The sequence below is a fragment of the Ignatzschineria ureiclastica genome, assembly GCF_003121845.1.
Classification (GTDB): Bacteria; Pseudomonadota; Gammaproteobacteria; order Cardiobacteriales; family Wohlfahrtiimonadaceae; genus Ignatzschineria; species Ignatzschineria ureiclastica.
Map to the genome: position 1 here is coordinate 505,445 of NZ_QEWQ01000001.1, position 18,021 is coordinate 523,465.

At 40.9% G+C, this 18,021-nt stretch carries 13 protein-coding genes; 9 read left to right on the forward strand and 4 right to left on the reverse strand.

Annotation, left to right across the window (positions count from 1 at the left end; translation table 11 throughout):
- Positions 1-279: 279 nt before the first annotated feature.
- From DC083_RS02110 to ygiD, 4 genes are all read left to right on the forward strand, one after another.
- The gene (locus tag DC083_RS02110; RefSeq protein WP_109188601.1) at positions 280-1,734 is read left to right on the forward strand and encodes a DUF4139 domain-containing protein; all 1,455 of its coding nucleotides are present in this window, start codon (positions 280-282) and stop codon (positions 1,732-1,734) included.
- A 166-nt stretch (positions 1,735-1,900) separates the two neighbouring features.
- Positions 1,901-2,956, forward strand: coding sequence for a hypothetical protein (locus tag DC083_RS02115; protein WP_109188602.1), 1,056 nt, complete (start codon positions 1,901-1,903; stop codon positions 2,954-2,956).
- Positions 2,957-3,048: 92 nt separating this feature from the next.
- Complete coding sequence (locus tag DC083_RS02120) at positions 3,049-3,621, forward strand: LemA family protein (protein WP_157954869.1); 573 nt, start codon at positions 3,049-3,051, stop codon at positions 3,619-3,621.
- 176 nt (positions 3,622-3,797) lie between these two features.
- Positions 3,798-4,619, forward strand: a complete 822-nt coding sequence (gene ygiD, locus DC083_RS02125; protein ID WP_109188604.1) for a 4,5-DOPA-extradiol-dioxygenase — start codon at positions 3,798-3,800, stop codon at positions 4,617-4,619.
- A gap of 180 nt (positions 4,620-4,799) precedes the next feature.
- Here ygiD and DC083_RS02130 read toward each other — a convergent pair whose 3' ends face one another.
- The 3 genes from DC083_RS02130 to DC083_RS02140 are packed head-to-tail and all read right to left on the reverse strand — an operon-like array spanning position 4,800 to position 8,264.
- Positions 4,800-6,119 (reverse strand): c-type cytochrome, encoded by a 1,320-nt coding sequence (locus tag DC083_RS02130; RefSeq protein WP_109188605.1) that lies wholly within the window; start codon positions 6,117-6,119, stop codon positions 4,800-4,802.
- Positions 6,120-6,130: 11 nt separating this feature from the next.
- Positions 6,131-7,720, reverse strand: a complete 1,590-nt coding sequence (locus tag DC083_RS02135; RefSeq protein WP_109188606.1) for a GMC family oxidoreductase — start codon at positions 7,718-7,720, stop codon at positions 6,131-6,133.
- 10 nt (positions 7,721-7,730) lie between these two features.
- A complete protein-coding gene (locus DC083_RS02140) occupies positions 7,731-8,264 on the reverse strand; it encodes a sugar dehydrogenase complex small subunit (RefSeq protein ID WP_109188607.1) in 534 nt (177 codons plus the stop codon).
- Between the two features lie 517 nt (positions 8,265-8,781).
- Here DC083_RS02140 and DC083_RS02145 point away from each other — a divergent pair.
- The 5 genes from DC083_RS02145 (at position 8,782) to DC083_RS02165 (ending at position 14,951) form a co-directional block, all read left to right on the forward strand.
- Complete coding sequence (locus DC083_RS02145; RefSeq protein WP_109188608.1) at positions 8,782-11,094, forward strand: TonB-dependent hemoglobin/transferrin/lactoferrin family receptor; 2,313 nt, start codon at positions 8,782-8,784, stop codon at positions 11,092-11,094.
- A 215-nt stretch (positions 11,095-11,309) separates the two neighbouring features.
- Positions 11,310-12,221, forward strand: coding sequence for a heme/hemin ABC transporter substrate-binding protein (locus tag DC083_RS02150; RefSeq protein WP_109188609.1), 912 nt, complete (start codon positions 11,310-11,312; stop codon positions 12,219-12,221).
- A gap of 3 nt (positions 12,222-12,224) precedes the next feature.
- On the forward strand, positions 12,225-13,238 hold the full coding sequence (locus tag DC083_RS02155) for a FecCD family ABC transporter permease (protein WP_229822122.1): 1,014 nt from the start codon (positions 12,225-12,227) through the stop codon (positions 13,236-13,238).
- Entirely contained in the window at positions 13,238-14,035 is a 798-nt protein-coding gene (locus DC083_RS02160; RefSeq protein ID WP_109188610.1) for an ATP-binding cassette domain-containing protein, read from the forward strand. The genes DC083_RS02155 and DC083_RS02160 overlap by 1 nt, the downstream gene beginning before the upstream one ends.
- Before the next feature lie 133 nt (positions 14,036-14,168).
- Positions 14,169-14,951 carry a HugZ family pyridoxamine 5'-phosphate oxidase gene (locus tag DC083_RS02165; protein WP_109188611.1) on the forward strand — a complete coding sequence of 261 codons (783 nt, stop codon included), beginning with the start codon at positions 14,169-14,171 and terminating at the stop codon, positions 14,949-14,951.
- Positions 14,952-15,562: 611 nt separating this feature from the next.
- On the opposite strand, the gene DC083_RS02170 is transcribed toward DC083_RS02165, so the two are convergent.
- Positions 15,563-17,857 carry a tetratricopeptide repeat protein gene (locus DC083_RS02170; RefSeq protein WP_109188612.1) on the reverse strand — a complete coding sequence of 765 codons (2,295 nt, stop codon included), beginning with the start codon at positions 17,855-17,857 and terminating at the stop codon, positions 15,563-15,565.
- Positions 17,858-18,021: the final 164 nt, after the last annotated feature.

Genomic DNA, 18,021 nt, shown 5'->3' on the forward strand with positions numbered 1-18,021 from the left:
CTACTATAAATCAATCTATAAAAAGAATTAACTTTCTAATAAATTGTCTAATATATAGTAATATATATGTCTGATGATATTTGATATTACAACACATTATTTTCTTCTATCTGTCGCTATCTTGTTAAAATTTTCTAATAAGATACAATTTATATCAATCTATACTCCCATTATCGCCGAAAACTATTAAAATTTATCGAATAATTTTCATTTTTTATCAACAAAAATTGATGTAAAACCGTTTTTGCACATTTTTTCAGACTCAAGGAGTAGCTCAAGATGAAATCTAAAATGATTCACACAATTCTTCCTTCACTAATTGCTTCATCTATTGCCTTACCATTCTTGGCTAATGCAGAAACAGCGACCTCTCAGCAACAACCTATTATCACTATCTATCAAGGCAATATTGCGTTAGTTCAAGAAGCAAGACCATTAGAACTCAATCAAGAAAATAGCGAGCTATTTCTCTCTGGCATCTCTCCATCAGCGAATACCTCTTCATTAATGCTCAACTTTACGGCTAAAGAAGCAGGGGAAAAAGTACCCGCTATCGTTGCCAAAAAACTAGATCGCAACATTCTTTCGCCTCATACGCTGCTTGATGATTTTGTCGGCAAACAAGTCAAGATCTTAACAACCCACGAGGGTCAAGAGAAAGCAGAGACAGCGACCATTCTCTCGAATAACGGCGGAATCATTATTCAATATCAAGACCGTATTGAACTCAATCTTCCAGAGAATGCACGTATTGCCTTTGATACGTTGCCTGAAGGATTAAGTAATACGCCTGTACTATCGGTAATTTTAAAAAATTTACCAGAAAAAAAATCCCCCTATCAAGCTAATTTAGCCTATCTCACAGGTGGATTAAATTGGAGTACGGATTATATTGCGCAGCTTGATGACTCCCAGAAAATACTCAAATTAGAAGGCTGGGCAACGATCAATAACAGTAGTGGTCTTGATTATCAAAATGCCAAAATTCGTCTCATTGCAGGCGAACCTAACATTATTCGCAATAGTATTGAGCCACGTTACAATATGGCTCTGATGGCTTCTGCGAAAATGGAGATGATGGATGACTCTATCTCTATCCCATCGCAATCTATCGGTGATTTTTATCTATATGATATTCCTACCATTTCAACACTCAAAAATAATGAAGAGACCCAATTAATGCTCTTCACGAGTGAAGCCATTCCTTATCAAAAAAATTATCATTTCACGAACTACGCATCTTATCAGCGCGAATCCGATAAGATGGATTTAACCAATGCCGAAATTCGTATCTCTTTCCAAAATAACGATACATCTCACCTTGGCTTTCCACTCCCTTCTGGCGTTATTCGTCTCTATGAAGACTCTAGCGCTACGACATTCTTAGGGGAAGATCTATTACCTACGACGCCGAATCAACAAACGGTCGTACTTAATAGTGGTAAGGCCTTTGATGTGACACAAAAACGTCAATCAACGGATTTCAAGGTTATTAATGAAGATGAAGTAGAGATGAGTTATCAACTAACGCTCTCAAATGCTAAATCTGAGGCAGTTGAAGTCACAGTTCAAGAAATGATTCCCGATAGAGATGACTTAAATTGGGAAGTGATCGATACCAACAATAAGGTGACGAGTTCGAATAGTGAAGGCGTTACTTGGAAAGTGACGATTCCTGCCAATAGTGAAAAGGTCTTAACCTACACTATTCGCTATACTCACTTTAAAAATTAACGCTGAAAATTAATGCGCTTCAAATAGCATCCTAAATGACCTTCAAAGCTAGCCTAATCCTCACAGGCTAGCTTTTTTTTTGAGTTTTTCCGATTTATCGCCCTTAAATGATAGCATTGACTGATAACATATTGTCACAATCAATAGAATAAGGAGAAAGAGAAACATGGCCTTAATCGCCCATAATCGACGGTTAAAGCAGTTTATTGACCATATCGATCACGCCCTACAAGATGCAAAGACCCCGCAAGCGCTTATCGCTGTTGTCGAGGAAGCCAAAAGTTTTGAGGGGAATTTAGCCTTTGATCAGCGGGATTTCTATCTCTACTTTGCGCTCGATTTTCTGCTCCTCATCGGGAGTACACTCTTCTACCATAGAACAGGAGAGGGTTTTGCGCTCTTTCTCTCTTTTCTCTCTATTTTTGTCGCCATTATTCTCGCTCGCCGCTTTTTGACTCGCCGAAAACTGCTCGATAATCTTTCGACTAAAATCTTCTATCAAGATTTTCTTTTTGATAACCAGCTTTCACATGATTCTTCAAAATATTACCAATTACCGGCACTCCTCGAACGATTATCAGACTTCGATCGAGGCAATCACTCGCGAGAATTACGGGAATGTTTAAAGGGGATTTACCAAGGTGATCAACTCACTTTTACCTACCATTACTATCATCTCCATTATGTTGATCAACGCACTGTGGAAAAACGAGGTAATGATGGCAAGATGAGTCAAGAGACTGTGCTTGAGCATTTTGACCGATATGGTTTGATTCTTAATCTACAATCCATTAGTACCATGACCCAAATCGCCCCCATTGTCATCGCCGCCAATAGACGACTCCTTGGGCTCAATGAGGGAGATTATGCGCCAGCATCACTCAACTTTCGTAAGACGATGATTGTCTATAGTCAAATACCCCAACAAGCGGCCCGTTTCTTAACACCGACAACGGTTGAACAATTGGAATATTTCGCTAAACACTATCAAAAAATCGTTCTTGAGGTCAATGAAGAACAGGAGCTCTGCTTCTCATTTGATGATAAGGATCTCCTAAAAGTACCGCAACAATATGATCTCTCGAACCCAGCGCAATTTATCGCAGAACTATCTGGCAAATCTACGGCGCTCAAACTAGAGAGAACCCTTAAAGACCTTGAGACGATATTGTGCGAAAATGATCATAATTTCAATGATGTTGATTTCTCAAAGAGGGATTAATCATCAGCAACAGTCTCGATCATAATGAAACACCGATAACGGCTCCACAATAATGAGCCTATAGATTATAAAGAATGATAAAGGAGATCTTTATGTCAACACCACTACTAATTCTACTTGCGATTATCGCCTTACTCCTGTTATTGATTATCATGATTCATAACAGCATTATTACTTTCTATAATGCTTGCCAACGGGCTTGGGCAGATGTGATCGCCGAAGAGCTCAAGAAAACAAGACTCCTGCCGAACCTTGAAAAGATGGTGGAAGAGTACAAGATTCACGAAGCTTCGGTACTACAAAATGTCACAGAACTTCGCTCCGCTTTACAGCAGATCTCACCAGATAAGACCGATATTGAGGCACTCACGAAAGTGAATCAGCAATCCAAAGCGCTACTCAATAATATCAATATGGTGGCAGAGAACTATCCGGAACTGAAAGCTTCCAATATCTATCAAAGCTTTATGCGAGAATTATCCGAACTTGAAAATAATATCGCCGCCAGTATTCGAATTTTCAATGGCAATGTAGAGCGTTATAACACGAAAATTGAGGTATTCCCCAATGTTTTGATCAATAATATGATCACCCATAAACCACGTCTCAATGTCTTCACAGATGCTGTTGCTACCGACCACTTCGAGTATAAGCCTAATTTTTAATAACTCGAATAGCTCTATCCTACATCATTATGCAAAGCAGACAATACGTGATAGGGCTCATACAATTTTGAATAAAATATTGGTAACATATTGTTATACCAACTAATTATTCTGAAATTAACGACATCTTTTGATCTGTAGTTATTGAATATTCGCTCTGATTACTAGGAGGTACTATGAATTTGCAGCAACTTAAAATAATCACCGCAAACTTCCCTCAGACAGAGGAGATGCCGCTTCTCTTTATAGGTCATGGTAGCCCAATGAATGCAATGAGCGATAATCAATTTACCCAAACATGGAGAACACTTGGGGAAAACCTCCCTAAGCCTAAAGCGATCCTCTCCATTTCAGCGCATTGGGAAACAGATGGATCGCGCGTGACGGCAATGCCGACTCCACCGACTATTCATGATTTTTATCACTTTCCTCAAGCGCTCTATCAGATGGAATACCCTGCTCCCGGTGCCCCCTTATTAGCGGAGCAGATCCAATCGATGGTCAATTCCATTCAACTCGATCATATCTGGGGCTTAGATCATGGTACTTGGTCTGTCCTCTGCCACCTTTATCCACAAGCAGATATTCCTGTATTACAACTGAGCCTCAATACCAATCTCTCCGCGATGGGACATTTTGAATTATCCCAAACATTGCAATCCTTACGACAAAAAGGCGTTCTCATTATAGGTAGTGGCAATATCGTTCATAACTTACGCCGTATCGATTTTCACAATGAAGATGGCGGTTACGATTGGGCAGAAGAAGCAAGAGAGATCATTAACCGACAAGTTCTTGCACGAGATAACATCGCCTTGCAAGAGTTTCGAGATGGTAATGAAGCATTACAACTTGCAATCCCTACTGATGAACACTTTCTACCGCTACTCTACATTATGGGATTACAATCTTCTAAAGATGAAACGCTCATCTTTAATGATCAAACAGTGATGGGGTCACTTGCAATGACAGGATATTTGATGGGACGGTTATCGTAGTAGCGATAATTACTCACTGTCTTTTTCACAATAGCTTCAAACTAAAAACCCTCTCATTATATATGATATTGATAATCAGCATAATTAGAGGGTTGTTATTTTGAGGCATCTATTGGGATAAGCTCACATCTATCTCTGTACCTTTATATTTTGATCTACCATACCTCTATTAATAGATAGCTACTCTTTACCGCTGAGAATTTTCTCAACATCTTTGGCAGAAATAGACTCATTAATATTGCCAAAATGTGTTCGAACATAATTAGTAATTGCAGCGATTTGCCCTGCGGTTAACTCTGATTTAAATCCTGGCATAAACACTTCATCTCCAGGTACTGCTCGATGAAGCCCTTCAGCGATCACTTGTACTAAATTATTAGGTAATGGGCTTTTCACCGTACTATTGAGAATCAATGAGGGGAAATATTGATCTTGAGCCCCTTCCCCTTGGATACCATGACAAGCGGCACAAACATTAAGGTACAGCAATGCACCATCTGTCGTATTATGCTCAATAAGTGTTTGGTAATCTCCTTGACCTGCATAGATACTATTAATCTCAGTAACAGGAAAGCGTTTAGTGTAAATAGCTTTAGGAACTGCACCATGAATAGCATTCATTGATTTTAGAGCTGTAGCGATTGCCATCAAATCTTCATCTGTCATTTTACTAAAACTCTCCACAACTGCTGTTGCCATCTCTCCGGCAGAGGAAGCTTTATTTTCTATATGACCTGTTTTTAGAAATTGCACAATCTCCTCTTTACTCCAATTGCCAATTCCCGTTTCTGGATCTGGTGTAATATTGGGCGCATACCAGCCACCTAAATTAGAGCCGGATAAAGCTTTAGACTCCTCTTCTGAATAGAGTAGATTTCTTGGTGTATGACATGTCCCACAGTGTGCAAGATTATCTATTAAGTATTCTCCCCTGTTAATTTGAGCTGATTGATTCGGATCGGGAGTAAATGTCTTCTCATCTAAAAACATTCCATTCCAAATAGCCATCAATGAGCGATACTCGAAAGGAAAGGAGAGTTCTGTCTGCTCTTTTGCCGGCTCATCAACTGCCACAACGCCTTTCATGAAATAGGTATATAGCGCATGAATATCCTCATCTGTAATACCATGATAGGCCGTATAAGGCATTGCAGGATAGAGTCTAGTACCATCCGGTGTAATGCCTTTACGAACAGCATCTGCAAATTCGGTTTCACTCCAATTACCAATTCCATATTCTTTAGAAGGGGTAATATTCGGTGCAACAATTTTCCCCATCGGCACCTCAATCACATAATCCCCGGCAAAGGGTTTTGCATTCTCAGTTGGAGCTGTATGACACGCAACGCAATCCGCAGCAATGGAGATATATTGACCTTTTTCAATTAACTCAGCTTCAGATATCTCCGGTTGCGATTGTGCGAATAACAAGCTACTACTCACCCCTAAGGTAAATAGAGAGATCAAAAGACGATTACAAAGTGTTAGATTATTTTTCATCTTCAATCTCCTTAAATTTCACGATCAATAATTTCAGCAAGTCGAATACTCAAAGCCACACCTGTTAATGTTGGATTCACAACACCTGAGGCCGGAATAACTCCCGTAGTTGCAAGAAAGAGATTAGGATGATCCCAAGTACGACACTCATGATTCACAACAGAATCTTGAGGGTTATCGCCCATGATTACTGTCCCCATAAGATGATCTCTATTTTGAAACCCTGTACGGTCAACAATCACTTTTTCGCCCATCTCTGCGACTATTTTGGCATAATCTTGATAAGCCACTTCCCGTGCCTTTTTCACATAATCAGCTACATTATAATGAACAGTTAGCATAGGAATTCCTAATGCATCTTTTTTACTGGTACTTGGACGTACAGTATTATTAGGATCTGGCAACATCTCAAATACTGTCGAGATATCTACCCATCGAGATGCTTGATAACGGATTTGTTCATCCAATTCTCGCCCCATATAACCTTGCTCTATTAGGTTCTGTGTCAATGTTAAATTAGGATTTGAATTTGTGAAACCATGGCGCATAGCAGCATGGTTTTTACGGAATTCGCCATCTCGATGGTTGACTATCACACCATACTCAATAGACCCTCTACCAGGCCAGACTTCTTCATCTGCAATAAATTGCAATCCAGCACCTGAATGATCCATTAAGTTTCGTCCTACCTGATCTGAACTATTGGCGATATCAGACATTAATAATAATTTAGGGGTTTCCAATCCATGCGCAGCAATCACAAAATACTTAGCGGTTAATCGTTTATCCTCTCCTTTTGAAGAGCGATAATCGATTGACTCGATCTTATTCTCTTTCCCGCGGTTAATTTTATATACCGTTGCATCTGTTAAAAGAATAGCACCCGCTTTTTCCGCTTTTTCAACATCAGAAATCCCACTGTACATCGCCCCAATAGGACAGATAGGCATACAATTATTATTGCCTGCACAGGCAGGACGATTTTCAAACTTAACCGTAGCACGTGCGCAAGGCTCATGTACAAAACGATATCCTAATGGTGATAAGCGATCCCGAACTCTCTGCAATAAATAGTTATCTTGTTCTGGAGGCAAAGGATAGGGTTTTGATCTAGGTGGAAATGGTCCTTGATTATGTCCACTTTGATCTTGAGTATCGTTACCGGCAACCCCTAAAGCATATTCCGCCTTTGTATAAAAAGGTTCTAAATCATCATATTCAATAGGCCAATCTCGACCTATACCATAGAGCGTATTAATTTTCATGTCATTAGGAAGATAGCGCCAAGCAAATGCAGCCCAATGCCATGTTGTTCCACCTACAAGCTTCAACATTCCTGGTTTAAATTCAAATGATCCAGTATTTTCAATATAATCCTCATCAAAAGAGTGCCGTGCCCAAGGTGTATTAGGATAAGGGGAATTTAAATTCCCTTTGCGAGGTGAATTACGGAAATTTTCTAAAATTTTCCATCTAGGAATTTTTTCACCTGCTTCCAAGATCGCAACACTATGATTTCTTTCAGCTAATACTCTGGCTACATTCGCGCCCAACGCTCCAGATCCGACAACGATGACGTCATAATCATATTCTTTACTCATTTTCTTCTCCTTATGAACGTTGATTCATCAAATGTGCTGGGGGATTAAACCAATAATTAGGCTTCTCCCTTGAAAATGAAGGAATAATCGTTGCATCTAGTGTTGGTCGATACATTAATGCGTCCGTATAAGTTACAAATCGAACATCATCGGATACTGTAAATGGCAAAGGTGTTCCGGTATATCCTAGGTACCAAGCCTTCGTGATTTTTTTAGCCAAATCTGCTATTTGAGCATTTTGCATTAAAACACTTTTTGAAAATGCAACTGCATTCGGCAAACCACTTTGAATAATTGCAGCATCAAGTTCTCTCAACTTATCAATCAGTACACTATCCTCTAGCATCAGATTACTCAGTGCTCGTTGTGCCACAATGAGTTTTAAATCATCCTTATCCGTCAGAAATTCTGATACACGTAAAAAAAGCGCAACATTTTCTGCGCTTACAGGAGAGGCATAGGGTTGAGCTTGTAACATTCCAAGAGGCATAACGAGCGTGGCAAAAACACCACTAGTCATTTGCATAAAACGTCTTCGATTCATGAACTGTTCCTTATATATCAAACAATAAGAGATAAACATAACGATATACTTCGCCTAAAAATATCATATATAAACAGATCAAACTATAGATTAAATCTAAAATATCAGTAATTTACATAGAAAATTATCGGCATATTTATCTAGATCTAAAAATAAGATATTGGTAAATTTTCATTACGAAAATTCAATATTTCTCAAATATTTACGCACAGCTAATAGACACGTTTTTAATCATAAAATTACGTTTATTCAAAATCAGAATTCTCTGACCTAAAAATGATTATTTTTTAGACAACTTCTTTTTCCTATTTCCATAAATGACTGCAACTAACCTCGATAAATCGGTCTTTTTGCTCTAAAAAACTGTGAATCTCTGTGAATATACTCTCGATTTTTATGAAAAAATTTGACAATGATCAACCAATGTGAAAAATATACAAATAAGAATTGATATCATTCGCATTAAACAATCATATTCATTTGCCATTCAACCACATATAAGAAAGAGTCCATACTTATGTATAAACGTTCGTTGCTATCCCTCTGTGTCTCTTCCCTACTTTTCTCACCCTTTGCGATGGCGCAGACGCCAGCGTGGGTTACTGATAATACAGAAAATGCGGAAGGTATCGTTACCCCTAATGCTCATGATGAGCCAACGCCACCCACTGTAGCTTTGAGTAAAGTCGTGATTACCGGCGCACTTAAAGAAGAGTTGGCTATTGCAGAAAGTGCTGCAACCATTGCTCACTTTGGTGTACAAGAAGTGGATCGATTAAATGCTACCAATCTTGCAGATCTATTAACCTATGAACCCGGTGTTACTGTTGATCTTAATAAATCAGGTGGTTTAAGCGATATTCGCATCCGGGGGATTGGCGAAGATCGGGTGCTGATCTCTGTCGATGGTGCACCTCTTCCGATTACCTATAGTTTCGGAAGCTATCTTGCAACTAGCCGAAATTACTTTGATATTGATGCCATGAAGAGTATTGATATCATCAAAGGCCCTATGTCTACGCTTTATGGTGGTAGCGCCCTTGCCGGCGGTATTTTTATGCAGACCAAAGATCCTAGCGACTTTATTCGTGGTGATCATCGCTTCGGCGGCGAAGTTAAAGCAGGTTATAGAACGGCAACCCGTGAAACACTTCTTTCAGGAACTGTTGCTGGGCGCTTAACAGATACCCTCTCCGCCTTTGCCCGTCTGACTTACACAAATCCTAAAGAACGAGAAAACTACCAAGGTAAAGCCTCTTCTGAAGATCAATTAGGTCCAAATAGAACACATCCGAATAAATCAGAAGCAGATAACTACAACTTCTTAACTAAATGGGTATTTGAACCGAATGCCGATCATCGTTTTAGTTTAACCTATGAGAATTTCAAAGAGACGCTAGATACTGATCCTCTTTCAAAATTTAATTCTGTCACTTACGGTACAACGTTCCTTAATATGCATACAAAGGATACCAATAAACGTCAACAAGTGACGCTTCGCCATGATTTCAATCAGGGGACAGCATTATTTGATCGCGGTTTTTGGAATATTTACTACCAAAACAGTAAAGCTTCTCAAGATCATCATGAAACACGTTATGCAGCGCGGACAGGTGAAACTTATCGTACTCGATATGGTAATTTCAACAATAAAAGCTATGGATTCGGTGCAGAATTTACCAAAGGCATTGCGCAAAATGAAGCCATATTCCATAACCTAACCTATGGAATTAATTACCGTCATAGCAAAGTAACAACAGAAAGAACTGGGGATACGATCTCTCGTAGAACAGGTCAATCCATCGAAACGGAAGCATTCCCTAACAAGAGCTTCCCCGATTCTAAAATTAAAGAATTAGGCATCTTCTTGCAGGATCGCATTAGCTTCTACGATGGGCAATTTGAAGCTATTGCAGGTATTCGTTATGACCATTACAAGCTTAATCCGAAAGCAGGTAGCGCCTTTGAAGCTGCAAATCCTGGTGTGCTACCACCAGATACCTTTAGCAAAAGCCAATTTTCTAAACGTTTTGCACTACTCTGGCACCCCACTGAAGAAAATACCCTTTTCTTCAACTACTCAGAAGGATTCCGCGCACCGACATTCAGTGCAGTTAACGTCGGATTCAGCAATACTAATATTGGTTACACGAGCCGCTCTAATCCAAATTTAAAACCTGAAACCAGTAAATCCTATGAGCTTGGTTGGAACTATCTTGATGATACAAAATCATTCTCAGTTACCGGTTTCTACACAGATTATAAAAACTTTATCGAGGAGCTTAACTTCGTAGGCATCGATCCTAGCTCAGGTTATATGGTCTATCAAGCGATTAACTTAGGTAAAAGTAAAATCTATGGTGTAGAAGCGAAAGCCAGTATGGATCTATTTACGATTCAAAATGGTAACGGAACGATTGGTTTTCATGCAAGCCTAGCTTATGCAAAAGGAAAAGAGAAAGGCACTAACAACCCTATTAATAGTGTAGAACCCTTAACAGCAGTTGTTGGTATCGATTATAACTACCTTGATCAACTCTATTTAAGTGCGCGCGTCAAAGCCGTTCAAGCAAAACGCGATCGCAATATCAAAAATGGAGATGATCCTCGTATGCCGAGAATCCCTGAAGCGCCAGGGTATGCCACTGTCGATTTAATCGCTGAGTATAAACCAACCCGCGGGGTCACGATTAATGCCGGACTCTACAACATTCTCGATAAAGAATATTGGTCTTGGAGTGAGCGTATGACTGCAGTATCTACCGATGATTTAAAACGTGCCTCAAACCCGGGATTCAATGCGGCGCTTTCAGTGAAATATGAGTTTTAGAGGATCAATCAATCCTATTTGCAATAGAGCTATAGCGCATCTCGGCTATGGCTTTATCGCACTTCAAAGCAAAACTATTAACCAATTTATATAAAAAATAACTATTTGAATTATCAGTAAAGTTAGCTAATTCAAATAGTTCAGATAGCTCAAATTCAATAATTAAAACAAGCATATTTATAACAATCTATCTTAGCAGAACAGGTACTCTTACAATGTTACGGAAATTGATCACCCTTAGCTTATTCTCCGCACTTCCTTTTATGGCCAATGCGGATGATGTCACGATACAAAATACCTCAGCCACTATTCAAGCGACGCGCATTGTGTCTGCCTCTAATCCGATTACCCAAATCATCTCGGCGCTCAATGCCGAAGATCGTTTAGTCGGTATTGATCGCACCAGCCATACTAAACCTACTTTGCAAAATATTCCTGATATTGGCTACCGTACCATGCTCTCTTCAGAGGGGATTTTATCGCTCAAACCCGATCTCATTCTCCTTGCCTATGATTCCGGTCCCATCAATGTATTAGAACAATTAAAACACTCTCAAGTATCGGTAATTCAATTTTCTGAATTAAAGGCATTATCAGATATTCAGCAAGCAGTGACCACCATCTCGGCGCAATTAAATCGTACTGAAGAGGGCGTATTACTCAATCAGAAGATTACAGAAGAAGCAGCACAATTAGAGGCGATGACCGCCCAAAATCCACAGATGACCGGTTTCTTCATTATGCAAGAAGCACAAGCTGGTAGTCCGCAAGTATCTGGGGATAAAACCTCGGCCGATAAATTATTAGAGCTGCTCAATATCAATAATGCTTTTGATGAAGACTTTGATAACTATCGCGCCGTTTCCCTTGAGAGCCAATTACAGAAACGCGCAGATGTCGTACTCATAGGAAAACGAGCCAGTTTCGATCACAATATGACCACGCCACAAGCGGAACTAGCCCCCTTTACCCGTAGAACAGAGGGATTAGCAGGTTGGCCAGCAGCCCTTCAACCGAAATGTGTGTTCGATGTCAATATGAGCAATTATCTTGTCTATGGCATTCATATCTATGCCGAAAGCACGCAACTACTCGATGCAATTCAACACTGTATGGCGGAGCAATAAGACGTGAATAGTGCCTTCTTTGAGCAATATCAAAAGCCTATTATTCTCTCGATTCTTTGTGGTTTAGTGGTCATTTTACTGATCGCTACCTGGCAAGGCGCTATGGAGATTCGTTGGGAGAATCTCTTCGATAGCGAATCAATCGAGTATTACATTATCTGGCAGATTCGTATTCCCCGTACACTCGCCGCGCTCTTAGTGGGTGGAGGGCTTGCGATCTCCGGTGCTGTCATGCAAGGATTATTCCGTAATCCCTTAGTGGAACCCGGTATTATCGGCGTTTCAAGTGGCGCAGGGCTTTTTGCGGCATTGGCAATCGTTCTCGGCGTACAATTTCTCCCTTCTCTCTTTGCACTATTGGGCGATTATGCGCTCCCGCTGGCAGCTTGCCTCGGCGGTTGGGTTGTCACTTCAATTCTCTATCTCTTCTCTCGCAATAAACGGGGGATTAGTGTGAGTTCAATGTTACTCATTGGTATTGCTATTAATGCCTTTACCGGCGCGCTGATTGGATTATTGACCTTTATCGCCGATGAGACAGAACTTCGCTCTCTGACTTTTTGGACTATGGGAAGTTTAAGTAGCTTTAACTATGAGAAGATCGCCATTATCGCTGTCGTACAACTAATCTTTATACCCCTTCTCTGCTTTAAAGCACGCGCAATGAATGCGATGCTCCTTGGGGAACGGGAAGCTAAACATCTCGGCATTGAAGTGGAAAAACTCAAACGAATGCAAATTTGGGGAGTCGCCATTATCACAGGGAGTGCTGTGGCATTTGCCGGCGGCATTGGTTTTATCGGTTTACTCATTCCTCACCTCATTCGTATGCTCTTTGGCTCGGATAATCGCTTTGTGTTACCGCTCTCTTACCTTTTTGGTGGGATATTACTGATCGTTGCAGATCTCTTCTCCCGTACTTTAGCGGCACCGAGTGAAATTCCAATCGGTATTTTAACGGCCTTTATCGGCGCGCCCTTTTTAGCCTACTTAGTCTATAAACAAGGAAGAAGCTAATGTTTACACTTGAGAATGTGACTCTCACCTATCATCAAAAAACATTACTCGATATCCCGCAATTATCGATACAAGAGGGCGCATTTACAGCGCTCATTGGCCCCAATGGTGCAGGGAAAACGACCCTTCTTAACCTTCTTGCTGGCGATCTATCACCGACAATGGGCAAGGTCTCTTTTCAAGGAAAGCCCCTTGCTCAATACTCCGTACTGGAACTTGCAACAAGAAGATCTGTGCTTCCGCAAACGGAACATATTCCCTTTGCGATAAAAGCAAAGGCGGTCATTTTAATGGGGATTATGCCTTTTGGTGTGAGTCCCAATCACCCGAAAGCAGAGGCGCTATTAACGCAATTAGCTCAACAATTAGAGCTTGATTCGATTATCAATCGACCTTATCAACACCTTTCCGGCGGTGAACAACATCGGGTACAAATTGCGAGAGTATTACTTCAAACGCTCTTCTCACTGGAGGACTCTCTGAACCTAGAAGAGCGCATTTTGCTCCTAGATGAACCCTTTAATCACCTTGATCTCTATCATCAGAAACAGTTATTACGCTATTTCAAGAGCCTAACTGAAGCAGGATTAACCATTATCTGTGTCATGCACGATATTAATCATGCACTACAGATCGCAGATCAAATTATCCTACTACAAAATGGGATCATTCAAGGAACACATTCGCCGGCAGAACTTTGGCATTCAAAAATTCTCTCGAATCTCTTCAAAGTGGATTTTGTCACGTTACAACATCCTGAAGAAGCCGATTTTTCCACCCTTGCTTTTAAGGTTTAAAGCAAGATTTCACTTTTTAGATTTGAAGTTTCATTTTTAAGATTTATTTTTAAATTTTATTTTTTAAAGACCATTTTATCCCCTCATTTGAGGGAAATCATTGACAACTCACTGACATTTAAGGAGATCTACAATGTCCCATCCACATGATGAAGTTACTAAAAACAATTTGACTCAATCTTATAGCAAACAAGATGCAGCAAGAGATTCACAAAAGCAATTACTCTCTAACTTCAATGGTGTATTAGCGACCATTATGCGGGATACGCTTGATATCGGTGGCTATCCACTCGGTTCTGTGGTGCCCTTTTGCCTCAATGAGCGCAATGAAATCGTGCTCTTAATTGCCGATATCGCGCAACATACTAAGAATGTGAAAGAGAATGGTAAAGCATCATTAACCCTTCATAATGATGATCAAGACAATATCCAAAAAGGTTGGAGATTAACGATTCTTGGCGATGTAGAGCTTGCAACAGAAGAAGAGATTCCCTTCCTAGCTCGCCGTTATGAGCGTTTCTATCCTGAAAGCACGCTCTACTATAAAGTCCACAATTTTGCTTTCTATCTACTAAAACCTAAAAAAGTACGTTATATCAATGGCTTTGGGGAAATTCACTGGGTTGACTACAATACTATTTTAGCCCCTACGATTTTTGATGAGAAAGCAGAAGCAGAGATGCTTGATCATATGAACGCTGATCATCACGATGCGCTTGTTCTCTATCTCAACACACAAACTACGGTCACTAAACCCGAGAAAGTGCGTATGGTTCAAGTGGATCAATATGGCTTTACTGTAGCGCACGATGAGGCTTTCTTCCGCTTTACCTTCGAACAAGAAGCGACTTCAGCCATGGATGTCCGTAAATTCCTCGTAGAAATGGTACAAAAAATTCGTGCAGAAGCTGCGTAAGTAGCCAAATAGCCTATCTGCAAGCACTCGGTTTATCTGGACTTGCAAGCATTCCCTCCCGCTTTGAGTGGACTTCTATTTGCAACAACTTAGAAGATTCATCTCATCGCCGGGGAGAATGATCTTGTTCTTACAATAATCGCACGCCGGCAGTTGGGGCATTTCCTGATGCCGAGAGATTAGAAAATCTTTCACCTACGGGCGCGTGTTTTGTCTGGACTTGCAAGCATTCCCTCCCGCTTTGAGTGGACTTCTATTTGCAACAACTTAGAAGATTCATCTCATCACCGGGGAGAATGATCTTGTTCTTACAATAATCGCACGCCGGCAGTTGGGGCATTTCCTGATGCCGAGAGATTAGAAAATCTTTCATCTGCGGGCGCGTGTTTTGTCTGGATTTGCAAGCATTCCCTCCCGCTTTGAGTGGACTTCTATTTGCAACAACTTAGAAGATTCATCTCATCACCGGGGAGAATGATCTTGTTCTTACAATAATCGCGCACCGGCAGTTTGAGGAATTTCAACTTAAAAACTCAGAGAAGACAATCAAGAAAGCCTAGAGAAAAATAGCTCTCTAGGCTTTTACATTATTCCCCTTATTTAAGCGACCACTATAAGCCGTAACGCTCAATGATATTTTGATGCGGTTCTACCGGCATTCCGGCATCTTTAGCCAAACCATACCAAGCAAGAGGATGCTCCCATTCTTGAGTTAATTCGGTTAACCGCTGATAGACCGCTTTTGGCGACATACTTAAGGGTGCGGTCACATTGAAATAGACACCTTCTAATTGTCTATCTTCATCATCTGGATGACACACTTGATAATCATCCGGGCTGAATACCCAAATTTGATAGCCCTCTCCCCGTAACGTATCTCGGAACAGGTCAAAGGCAGCTTGCCCGGGATAGACACCATCGGCAAACCATGAATCATGATAACCGCCTTTTTCAAGAGTATGAACGGCTCTAAAGCAAGGGATAAAATGCTCTTCGGGATCTTCTGGACGTTCCACTAAATGCTCTGCATCAAAGACAACCCAATCGCCCATTTTTTGTGCCTGACCACTACTTGTTGGCTGAATGATTCTCGCTGTAACCGGCCCGGTACACTGTGCATAGCGCTCGGTGACAATATCTCCCTCTTCATAGTAACGGATAGAGACCATTCCCCAATCTTCTTCAATAGGCCCTTCGCTACTCTCAAGCTTAATCCCCAATTTCTCAGCATATTCCCGAGCCAATTCCCAATTTTTCGCAGCACTGGCATAAGTTAAAATGTCCCATTGGGTATTTCTAGGATCTTCCATCAATGCTTCTTGCTTTAAGAGCCACTCAACCGCCATAGGAAACTGCTGTAAACGAATACCTTCTGCCACCATCATAGAGATCGGCCCAATATAGTCTGGGAATTTTTCATGCATTTTAAGCGCAACTGCTTGCGCCGCATCATAATCTCGTAAACCTCTTAATCTACGTGCTTTCGCCCAAAGATGAAGATCACTTTCAGGATCAAAAAATTGCTCAATCTCTTCCACTTCATTGAAGCGCCCTTCATTCATTAATCGACTTGAAAGCATGGCTGTAATAGAATCATCTGCCCGATGTTTCCGTACATAATTCCACAGTAATCGCTCCGCTTCCTCTTTCTCTTCTAAAGCAAATAGCGCACTTGCAGCAGTTCCCACTAAAGCTTCATTATCCGGCAATTGCGTAATGGCTTCGAGCAACCACTCAATCTCCACCTCTGGATTACGCCCGTCTTCCGCTTCTGCCCGAGTATTGAGCCATTCCACTAACTCAGTGGCTTCAACAGGAAGATTCACCGCCGCTTTCTGCGCGGCAACTGCTTTTTCTAACTCGGCAAGTAATGCATCCATTCCATCTCGTTTCCGAAGTTTTGGTATAGCAGATTTTATCTGTGCCAGCGCCCGACTTGCATACCAAGTGGAATCTCGCTTTAAGGCAAGTCGAATCTGAATCTCCGCCATCTCAATCAGGTAGCGATAGCTTCCTACTTTTTCAAAATGGTCAATGGCAGCTTGAATTAAACCTGCGACTTGCCAATTATTATAACCGGCATCTAACACCGATAATTGCTCAATCGTACGAATCCAATGGCGATATCCTAAAGGGGCTAATTGTCCCCAAGGTACTAATTTTTCCCGGGCTTCCGCTTCATTTCCCAACATCGCTAATAGATAGGCTTCATCTACCTGTTCAAGCTGACGCCACTTCTTCCACTGATACTCCTTTGCTCTGGTCAATTTTTTGGCTTGAAGGAGCTCATAAGCTTCACTATATCTCTCTTGTTTGATGTAAATATCTATTTTACTCTCCTGAAAGTCATCTTTGACACCTGCTTCCTGTAACTTAGCTTCTTGTAACTCAATATAGGCTAGTGCTTCCTCATACTTCTCCTCATCGGCGAGAGCTTCAATATATTCCACACTTAAACAACGAAAGCAATTCCAATGGGGTGTAATGCGTTCCATCATCTCTTCAACCACCGCTTTACGCTCGTCCACCCAACCAGGACCATCCATATTCGCATAACAATCTGTCAAATCCTGTGTTAAACAGACTGATTGCGGACATTCATAAGTCTCTTCCCGATGCGCCATCTCAAAATATTTCACCGCATCCGCAAGCGCAACTTCCCCTTCTACACGACTCCCCACACGATTACGCATCTCCCAATGGCGAAAGTAAACTTCAAGCCAAGGATTATTCAGACTCCGGCTTAACGCAATCACCTCTGGTAACATTGCATCTACCTTCTCCATATTGAGTTCACATACCTCAACGCTAAATTGGTCAATAAGTTTTGCCGCCTGACCTTGCCCTGCTTCTTGTAATTCCTTATCCAATCGAATAATCCAATCCCAAATAATATTTTCCGCCATATAATATCCTTCTATTCTCTCGATAATGAGAGTTGATTCATAATCTAATAACCACTGTTACTGCTATTTTGTGCAACTACGACAATCCATCTCATCGCCGGGGGAATGATCTTGTTCTTTTATCAATCCCGCCCGGCAAGTCTGGCATTTCTCAATGCTCAAGA